Origin of the sequence: Pedobacter cryoconitis, assembly GCF_001590605.1 — a bacterium.
GTDB lineage: Bacteria > Bacteroidota > Bacteroidia > Sphingobacteriales > Sphingobacteriaceae > Pedobacter > Pedobacter cryoconitis_A.
The window spans coordinates 5,940,612-5,950,539 of record NZ_CP014504.1 but is presented as its reverse complement, the minus strand read 5'-3'; the positions used below and the strand labels follow the sequence as shown (position 1 = coordinate 5,950,539).

Genomic DNA, 9,928 nt, shown 5'->3' with positions numbered 1-9,928 from the left:
AAAATTTCATTTATTTAGTAAGTACCTAATCAGCAGAGTAATACCATAGTTAACCTAAATTTTTTATGTGGATAACTATTTTTTAACATTCAATTAATACTCTCCGAAAACACTGCGTAATACATCGGCAATCTCTCCTAAAGTGGCATAAGCCTCTACTGCGGTCAGAATAAGTGGCATCAGATTTTCCGTTGACTCTGCTCCTTTCTTCAAGTTAGCTAAAGCAATGGCAACATCCTCATTATTTCTTTCTTTTTTTAGTTTATTAATTTTATCAGTTTGAATAGTTCTGATTGATTCATCAATCCTCAGGGTATCGGTAATCCCTTCTTTCTGCTGCGTAAATTTATTCACGCCGACGATAATTCTTGTGGCCTCTTCAATTTCTACCTGATAGGCATAAGCTGCATCTGCAATTTCATTCTGAATATATCCGTTTTCTATTGCGTTAACAGAGCCGCCCATTGCATCGATTTTATCAATGTATAACTGAGCTGCTGCTTCAATTTCATTGGTCAGATTTTCAACAAAGAAAGAACCTGCCAGCGGATCTACGGTTTCAGTTACCCCACTTTCAAAAGCAATAACCTGCTGCGTACGCAAAGCAATTTTAGCTGCTGCTTCTGTGGGCAGGGAAAGGGCTTCATCAAAACCATTGGTATGCAGTGACTGGGTACCACCAAGGACGGCCGCCATGGCTTGATTGGTTACTCTGACGATATTATTCATGGGTTGCTGTGCGGTGAGCGTAGAGCCGCCCGTTTGGGTGTGAAACCGCAACATCTGCGCCTTCTCATCTGTTGCCCCCAAAGTTTTGGTAATATTTGCCCACATTCTTCTTGCTGCGCGGAATTTTGCGATCTCTTCAAAGAAATTGTTGTGACAATTGAAAAAGAAGGAAAGCCGTTTAGCAAAAATGTTAATGTCAAGTCCTTTTTCCAGTGCGGCGTTTAAATAGGCTTTTCCATTGGCAAGTGTAAAGGCTAATTCTTGTACAGCGGTAGAGCCGGCTTCGCGGATATGATAGCCGGAAATAGAAATCGTATTCCATTTAGGGACTTCTTTACTGCAGTATTCAAAAATATCAGTAATAATCCGCATGGATGATTTTGGCGGATAAATATAGGTGCCCCTTGCGGCATATTCTTTTAAGATATCATTTTGTATAGTCCCTGAGATCTGCCTGATATCTGCGCCTTGCTTTTTGGCCAGCGCGATATACATGGCAAGTAAGATGGAAGCTGTAGCATTGATGGTCATGGAAGTTGTAATTTTTTCCAGTTCAATTCCGTCAAACAGGGTTTCGATATCTTTAAGGGAGTCAATAGCCACGCCAACTTTGCCGACTTCACCTTCAGCCATTTCATGGTCAGAGTCATAGCCAATCTGAGTAGGTAAATCAAATGCAACAGACAGCCCCATTGTCCCTTGTTGTAAGAGGTAATGGTAACGTTTATTGGATTCTTCGGCTGTACTGAAACCTGCATACTGCCGCATAGTCCATAGCCTGCCGCGGTACATGTCTTTTTGAATCCCTCTGGTATAAGGAAACTGACCTGGTTTTTCAGCCATCGGCTCTGCGAGGGTATAAGTTGCTTTTATTTCAATACCAGAGCTGGTTACAAACTTTTTATCTTCCATATTAGAATAACTGATGAATGTCTTTTTGAATCAATTCCAAACTAAGGTCATATGGGTTTTCAGCAATCGCTGCCATATGTTCCAGGACTTTTCTGCTGAGGTCTATACCGCTTGCGTCTGCCGGTAATCCTGCTACTGCATTATTCAGCATAGCAATGGTATCTTCTTTGAGCTTGCGCAGTACATTCCAGCTTACGGGGTTTACGTAGAGCTGCTGGGTTACATTATGTTGGTATTCTGTTCTGATTTCATTTAAAATGATTCCTTGCAGCTCTTTAGCAGAGATTCCCTGCTGATGTAGTCTGACAAATAAATTCGCAGGATTAATGCGTTCGATAAAAACAATCATCCTTTCGTGGGCTTGCAACCGGAGTGGTAGTAAATGACTGCGTTCTTCTTTTCTGGCTTCGAAAGATTTTAACTGGAAATATTTCTGTACTTCATTCCTGATCAGGTACCAGGCAAAAGCTACGGTAATGCTGCCTCCTATAGCCAGAACGGCCACTAGTGTTAAAAAGTATGGTATGTTCATTTGGTTATCTTTGTCTTCAGCAAAAATGTATTTTTATTTCTAGAAATCTCGTAATTTATTCATTTGTGTTTGGTGGCTTTTTTAGAAGCAGTCTAAATTCTTGACGTCAAATTGACGGTCTTGTTATTTTATGTTATACAGTATAAACCATTTGTTCTTATCTTTGCAGGTACAATCCGGATTTTGGACTGCGCACCATAAGGATATATTTGTTATTCCAAATTAGAAATATCATGAGTACAGTAGATACAGCATTTGCACCAGTTTCTTTTACTGAAACGGCTTTAAAAGAACTTTTGAAATTAAAAGATCAGCAGGAAATTGCTGACGATTTTGGTTTACGTGTTGGTGTTGAGGGTGGCGGATGTTCAGGTATGAGCTATTTGCTGGGCTTTGACCAGAAAAAAGACGGCGATCAGGAATTTATAATCAATGGAATGAAAATTTTCATGAATAAGGCACATCAGATGTATTTGCTGGGTATGCAGGTAGATTGGCAGGATGGTTTAAACTCAAGAGGCTTTACTTTTAGTAATCCGAATGCAGAAAGCACCTGCGGTTGCGGAACCAGCTTTTCAGTATAATTAAAACATTTTCTTTGTAACATTTTAAAAGTCCCGTTGTCCTAACAGCGGGACTTTTTACTTTTAAGCCCGCCATTTACATCCCGAAGAAATGACCTATACAGAAAATATAAGACTTGCCCTGCAATCTATTAGAAGTAACCGGCTGCGTACGATGCTGACTGCATTGATCATTGCAATTGGTTTATCGGCACTGGTAGGGATTTTAACTACGCTGGATGCGGTAAAAACGAGTATGACAGATGCTTTTTCGAGTATGGGTGCGAATGCTTTTACCATCCGGAATAAGGGTACAGGAATTCGTTTTGGTGGTCCTGGTCAGGAGGCAAAGTCTTCAAAGGCTATTCGTTATGAAGATGCGATTGCATTAAAAAAGCAGTTTGTGGGCCCGGCTACAGTGACAGTCAGTGTAATAGCGTCTGGTGCTGCAACGGCGAAGTATGGGCAGCATAAAACGAATCCGAATATTAATATCAGGGGTGTTGATGAGAATGGGTTGAAGTCGTTGGGTGCTGATATTGCGAATGGCCGTAATTTCACTCCTGAGGAGTCTGATCAGGGAGCAAATATTTGTATTCTTGGTAGTGAGATTGCTACTACTTTATTTAAGAAAGAGTCTCCGATTGATAAATTTATAAATGCCGGGGGCAACAGGGTGAAGGTGATTGGGGTGTTGGTATCTAAGGGTTCAGGTATGGGCTTTAGTACTGATAGAGCAATTTTCTTTCCGCTTTACAAGGCTAAGGTAATTAATGCGTCGCCAAATCCTTCTTATACAATCAGTGTAATGGTGTTGAAGCCGGAACAGATGGAGAATGTGATTGGTGAGGCTACGGCTGAGTTCAGAAATATCAGGAAAATTAAGATTAAGGAGCCGAATGATTTTGAAATCACCAAGAGTGATGCACTTGCGCAGACTTTGTTTAAGGATCTGGCGATGATTGCGGTGGGTGGTATTGCGATTGGTGTGATTACTTTAATTGGGGCTTCTATTGGTTTAATGAATATCATGTTGGTTTCAGTGACGGAGCGTACGCGGGAGATTGGAATCAGAAAGGCGATTGGCGCGAATCCTTCTGTAATCAGAAAGCAGTTTCTGATTGAGGCAATCATCATTTGTTTGATGGGTGGGGCTATGGGAATTTTATTTGGTGTGTTATTGGGGAATGCGATTTCACTGATGATGGGTGGTTCGTTTATTGTTCCGTGGTTGTTTATTTTCGGAGGGTTTGTGCTGTGTGTGCTTGTAGGGGTTGCGTCTGGTTATTATCCGGCGAAAAAGGCTTCGAAGTTAGATCCTGTGGAGGCTTTACGTTATGAGTAGTTCCGTTTTTCAAAAGTTCCAAAATACCAGTAGCCATATTGCTGTCGGCGCCTCCTGAAGAGGAGCCAAGGCCAGCAATATGGCTACTGGTATTTTGGAATCCAATGAGGCACTCCACAGCTTGGTTGGTGGTAAGTTTGGGATTACTAATTGGTTAATTGTTAGATTGGCAGTTGTGAGAAGCCAATTGTGAGATTCTAATTGTTAGATGACAGTTGTGAGAAGCCAATTGTTAGATCCTAATTGTTAGATGACAGTTGTGAGAAGCCAATTGTTAGATCCTAATTGTTAGATGACAGTTGTTAGATGACAATTGTTAGATTCTAATTGTTAGATGACAGTTGTGAGAAGCCAATTGTTAGATCCTAATTGTTAGATGACAGTTGTGAGAAGCCAATTGTTAGATCCTAATTGTTAGATGACAGTTGTGAGAAGCCAATTGTGAGATTCTAATTGTTAGATGACAGTTGTGAGAAGCCAATTGTTAGATCCTAATTGTTAGATGACAGTTGTGAGAAGCCAATTGTGAGATCCTAATTGTTAGATGGCAATTGTTAGAAGCTAATTGTTAGATGACAATAATTGTTAACTGCCGGGATGGTTAGATTAATTGGTGTATAAAACGGGATATGTATGGGAGGGGAACTCATTGGGCACAAAAAGAGCAACGATTTTTCCGGATATTGATCCCGTTTGGGGATGTTCGACCGGAAAAGTCGTTGCTTTTTTGCTTGATTTAATCAGGTTTATCTGTTATACTGAGTTTGATAATATTTTTGATAGTTTCCTGAAGTAACATCACTCAACCATGTTTCGTTCTCCAGGTACCATTCTACGGTCTTTTCTAATCCTTCTTCAAATTGTAAACTTGGTACCCAGTTCAATTTCTCTTGTAACTTCGTAGAATCGATTGCATATCTTAAATCATGTCCTGCGCGATCTGTCACAAACGTAATCAGTTTCGCAGATTCACCTTCTGCTCTACCTAATTTCTGATCCATAATTTTGCACAATAAATGGATCAGGTCAATATTTTTCCATTCATTGTGTCCACCGATATTATAAGTTTCTCCGGTTTTAGCTTCATGGAAAATAACGTCAATTGCACGTGCATGATCTTCTACCCATAACCAGTCACGAATATTCTCTCCTTTACCGTATACTGGAACAGGAAGGTTATTCTTAATATTATTAATAGCTAAAGGAATCAATTTCTCAGGGAAATGATGAGAGCCGTAGTTATTTGAACAGTTTGAAATCACGATATCAATGCCATAAGTGTCGTGATAAGCTCTTACAAAATGATCTGATGAGGCTTTAGAAGCCGAGTAAGGACTATGGGGGTCATAGCCTGTGCTTTCAGTGAACATTCCGGTGTCTCCTAATGCACCATACACTTCATCCGTTGATACGTGATAAAAACGTTTAGTCTGATAGTCGCCTTTCCAGTATTCTCTGGCTGCATTTAACAGGTTAACTGTACCTATTACATTGGTCATTACAAATGCTGTAGGATCAGTGATTGATCTGTCCACATGAGATTCTGCGGCAAGGTGAATCACCGCATCAAAGTTTTCCTTTTGAAATAAGGCATTGATCTCTTCTGAATCGGTAATATCAGCTTTTACAAAGCTGTAATTTGGGTTTGCTTCTATATCTGTTAAATTGGCAAGGTTACCTGCGTAGGTTAATTTATCCAGATTGACGATTTGATAATCGGGATATTTATTTACGAACCTTCTCACGACATGAGAACCAATAAATCCTGCACCACCTGTTATTAAAATCTTCTTCATTATGCTTATTTTTATCTTCTTTTTTTTATATAGGTATGTCGTTATAATTCTTTTGGAAGGCCCAGCTCTGAAGCTGCCCTTGTTAAATCGTACTGGTCAAGTTTCTTTAAGACGATATTGAATTCTTCCTTCAAATCGAATTGTAAGTCTTCGTGCAGTTTCACGTATTTTTTATACAAGGATAACGTTGTTCTTAGAAAGTATGTTTTCAGCCGGTCATTAAATTTTGCCATCGGCGAAAGCACGCTTTCATTATATCCTGCAGGTATGGTCTTTAGTAAGTACAGTCTCAGTTCCGCTTCTGTATTGAGGTCTTTCGTCACTTTATAGTGGTGATTGACCCGACCATTCAATTTCCGGAGAATAACCAGTGCATCTTTAGAAGTCGCCTTCCTGAGCTGGTTCAACAGCGCTACTGATTCATCAATTTCCTCTTTGAGTAACTGATGTCTTTCTTCCAGATCAGACGCGTCTTCCAGTAGTTTAAAGTGGAGATGCTCTGTGAGTACTTTATCTTTTGCGATCAGACGTAGCAATAACTTATCCTTTTCTTTATCAGGGATAGCTGTTATCGCAGCTTTAAGGTCTTTATGATCTTTTAATAGCATTTAAAATGGGTTATCTTTGATATAATTTTCCCAGGCCCATGCTGATGACATCATTTGATTAATATCAAGTTCCGCTTTCCAATTCAGTTGTTCGGCAGATTTAGTCACATCTCCCCATACTTGTTCAATATCACCTTCTCTTCTTGCGCCTATAGTATAGTTTAATTGAGCTCCGGTAGATTTTTCAAATGCACCGATAATTTCCAATACTGACGTGCCTTTTCCTGTGCCCAGGTTGAATACTTCGTAGTTGGATGTTGCCTGACCATTTTCCATACGCTTAATGGCTGCAACATGTGCTTTGGCAAGATCTACTACGTGGATATAATCTCTTATTGCGCTTCCGTCAGGGGTATTGTAATCATTTCCATAAACGGTTATCGGCCCGCGTTTACCTATCGCAGATTGCGTGATAAATGGAATGAGGTTTTGAGGTACGCCAATTGGCAGCTCACCAATCAGCGCACTTTCATGTGCACCAACCGGATTAAAGTAGCGTAAAGAGGTTACTTTTAAACTTGGGGTAACAGCACAGGTTTCAGTAAGGATTTCTTCTGCAATCTGTTTGGTATTTCCATAAGGTGATTCTGCTTTTTTAACAGGGGCATCTTCAGTTACAGGCAATTTATCCGGCTGTCCGTATACGGTGCAGGATGAAGAGAATACCAGGTCTATTTTACTATCAAAAGCATTAATCAGATTGATTAATGAATAGAAATTATTTCTGTAGTATTTAAGGGGTTGTTGTACTGATTCTCCTACGGCTTTATAGGCTGCAAAGTGAATCACACCTGTAATCTCAGGATGTGCTGCCGCAAATTCTTTTACTTTTGCTTCATCACAAAGATCAAGTTCTGTAAATTCAGGTTGCTGGCCCAGAATAGTTTCCAGTTGTTTCAGAATTTTCCGGTCAGAGTTCGCAAAATTATCTACCAGAATTATTTCATAACCTGCATTAATCAATTCTACTGCAGTGTGAGAACCGATAAACCCTGTTCCTCCTGTAACTAATATTTTTCCCATTTGTAATTAGCGGTTGTATGTTGTAAAATCTTTATGTTCTTTATTTACCAGTGCCTCAGCTGGCAGGCTTTTGAAGTAAGCGTAAGTAATTTTCAAACCTTCTGCACGGCTTACTTTAGGCTCCCAGTTTAACAAGGCCCTCGCTTTGGTAATATCTGGTCTGCGCTGTTTAGGGTCATCTACTGGCAAGTCTTTGTAAATGACTTTTTGCGTAGTTCCGGTCAGCTTGATAATTTCTTCAGCAAACTGGCTGATCGTAATTTCATCAGGATTTCCAATGTTTACAGGTTGTGCGTAATCACTTAAGAGTAATCGGTAAATACCTTCTACCAGATCGTCTACATAACAGAAAGAACGGGTTTGTGAACCATCACCAAAAACAGTCAGGTCTTCCCCTCTCAGGGCCTGGCCAATAAAAGCTGGCAATACACGGCCGTCATTCAGGCGCATTCTTGGCCCATAAGTATTAAAGATACGGACGATGCGTGTTTCCAGTCCATGAAAGGTATGGTAAGCCATCGTCATGGCCTCCTGGAAACGTTTAGCTTCATCGTAAACGCCTCTCGGGCCTACAGGATTTACATTTCCCCAGTACTCTTCGGGCTGAGGGTTAACGCTGGGATCACCGTATACTTCTGATGTAGAAGCAATAATCATCCTTGCTTTTTTGTTTTTTGCCAGTCCGAGCAGGTTATGTGTTCCCAACGAGCCTACTTTAAGGGTCTGGATTGGGATTTTAAGATAGTCTATTGGACTTGCTGGTGAAGCAAAATGAAGGATATAATCCAGTTTGCCAGGTACATATACAAATTTAGAAACATCATGATGAGAGAACTCAAAGTTCTCTAAAGCAAACAGGTGCTCTATGTTCTGAAGGTCACCTGTAATCAGGTTGTCCATCGCAATAACATGATAGTCTTCTTTAATAAACCGGTCACATAAATGCGAACCCAGAAATCCGGCTGCTCCGGTAATCAATACTCTTTTACGCTCCATTAATCTATTAGTTTACGGCCTATGCTGTTGTAATAATATCCCAAATCAATCATCTTCTGTAAATCGTATAAGTTACGACCATCAAAAATAACTTTATTCGCTAGTTTTTCTTCCATTCTTTCGAAATCAGGGTTACGGAAAACTGACCATTCTGTAGCAATCAGCAGGGCATCAGCACCCGTTAATGCCTCATATTGGTTTGGTGCATAGTTAACTTTATCTCCAATCTGAGCTTTCACATTTTCCATTCCTTCAGGGTCAAAAACGGTAACTGTAGCGCCGTGTTTAATCAGCTCATCAATAATGTATAAAGCTGGCGCTTCACGGATATCATCTGTCTCTGGTTTAAATGCAAGTCCCCATAAGGCAAAGTGCTTTCCTTTTAAATCGTCTTTATAATAACTCAATAGTTTATTAACCAGTACGGTTTTCTGCTTTTCATTAATCTCCATCACTGCTTTCAGTATCTGGAAATCATATTGATTCTCTTCGGCCGATTTAGCCAGTGCTTGTACGTCTTTTGGAAAACAAGAACCTCCGTAACCTATACCTGGAAAAAGAAAACGTTTACCAATTCTGCCATCAGAGCCTATTCCTTTACGTACAGCATCTACATCAGCTCCTACCAGTTCACAAAGGTTAGCCACTTCATTCATGAAAGTGATCTTTGTAGCCAGAAATGAGTTCGCTGCATATTTAGTTAGTTCTGAGGAACGTTCATCCATAAATAGAATCGGATTTCCCTGGCGGACGTAAGGTCCGTACAATTCTGACATTAGTTTCTGGGCACGTTCGCTTCTGGTACCGATCACTACACGATCAGGTTTCATGAAATCTTCTACTGCCACACCTTCGCGCAGGAATTCAGGATTAGAAACCACATCGATCTGGATTGCGGTATGTTCAGCGAATACAGCCTGCACTTTATCTGCTGTCCCAACCGGAACGGTAGATTTATTGACAATAACTTTGTATTCAGTAACCAGTTTGGCGATGTCTTTTGCGGCCCCCAGAATATAAGAAAGATCTGCTGCACCATCTCCACCGGGAGGCGTAGGCAATGCCATAAAAATAATCTGTGCAGAAGCAACGGCCACTGCAAGATCGGTTGTAAAGGTTAATCTTTTTTGCTCAATATTTCTAAGGAATAATACATCCAGTCCTGGTTCGTAAATAGGTATTTCCCCATTTTGCATTTTCAGAACTTTTGCTTCATTGATGTCAACACAAATTACAGTATTACCTGTTTCAGCAAGACAAGTCCCTGTTACAAGCCCTACATACCCTGTTCCGATTACGGCAATTTTCATATAGATATTTTAAAATATATTTAACTCGTTTAAATTAATAACGCCTTGGTTCATTCGGTCATCCAAATTTCAACAGGCCGTCAGATACATCACACTAAAGCCTAACGACTTAAC

9 protein-coding genes are annotated in these 9,928 nt (G+C 40.2%); 2 read left to right on the top strand and 7 right to left on the bottom strand.

What is annotated here, in order from left to right; all coding sequences use genetic code 11:
- Positions 1-93: 93 nt before the first annotated feature.
- Together AY601_RS25205 and AY601_RS25200 are read right to left on the bottom strand one after the other, a co-directional pair.
- Complete coding sequence (locus AY601_RS25205) at positions 94-1,641, bottom strand: acyl-CoA mutase large subunit family protein (RefSeq protein WP_068406955.1); 1,548 nt, start codon at positions 1,639-1,641, stop codon at positions 94-96.
- A gap of 1 nt (position 1,642) precedes the next feature.
- A complete protein-coding gene (locus AY601_RS25200) occupies positions 1,643-2,173 on the bottom strand; it encodes a hypothetical protein (RefSeq protein ID WP_068406952.1) in 531 nt (176 codons plus the stop codon).
- A 233-nt stretch (positions 2,174-2,406) separates the two neighbouring features.
- Here AY601_RS25200 and AY601_RS25195 point away from each other — a divergent pair, with 233 nt between their 5' ends.
- Complete coding sequence (locus tag AY601_RS25195; RefSeq protein WP_068406949.1) at positions 2,407-2,757, top strand: HesB/IscA family protein; 351 nt, start codon at positions 2,407-2,409, stop codon at positions 2,755-2,757.
- 91 nt (positions 2,758-2,848) lie between these two features.
- Positions 2,849-4,081: an ABC transporter permease gene (locus tag AY601_RS25190; RefSeq protein ID WP_068406946.1), complete on the top strand. Its 1,233-nt coding sequence runs from the start codon at positions 2,849-2,851 to the stop codon at positions 4,079-4,081.
- Positions 4,082-4,827: 746 nt separating this feature from the next.
- Here the strand turns inward: AY601_RS25190 and rfbB are convergent.
- From rfbB to AY601_RS25165, 5 genes are read right to left on the bottom strand one after another with little or no spacing between them, the layout of a single operon-like run.
- Positions 4,828-5,877: a dTDP-glucose 4,6-dehydratase gene (gene rfbB / locus AY601_RS25185; protein ID WP_068406941.1), complete on the bottom strand. Its 1,050-nt coding sequence runs from the start codon at positions 5,875-5,877 to the stop codon at positions 4,828-4,830.
- A gap of 41 nt (positions 5,878-5,918) precedes the next feature.
- Positions 5,919-6,485 (bottom strand): hypothetical protein, encoded by a 567-nt coding sequence (locus AY601_RS25180; RefSeq protein WP_068406938.1) that lies wholly within the window; start codon positions 6,483-6,485, stop codon positions 5,919-5,921.
- Positions 6,486-7,508, bottom strand: a complete 1,023-nt coding sequence (galE, locus tag AY601_RS25175; RefSeq protein ID WP_068406932.1) for a UDP-glucose 4-epimerase GalE — start codon at positions 7,506-7,508, stop codon at positions 6,486-6,488.
- 6 nt (positions 7,509-7,514) lie between these two features.
- Positions 7,515-8,504 (bottom strand): UDP-glucuronic acid decarboxylase family protein, encoded by a 990-nt coding sequence (locus AY601_RS25170; protein WP_068406929.1) that lies wholly within the window; start codon positions 8,502-8,504, stop codon positions 7,515-7,517.
- Positions 8,504-9,814, bottom strand: coding sequence for a UDP-glucose dehydrogenase family protein (locus AY601_RS25165; RefSeq protein WP_068406926.1), 1,311 nt, complete (start codon positions 9,812-9,814; stop codon positions 8,504-8,506). The genes AY601_RS25170 and AY601_RS25165 overlap by 1 nt, the downstream gene beginning before the upstream one ends.
- Positions 9,815-9,928 lie beyond the last annotated feature (114 nt).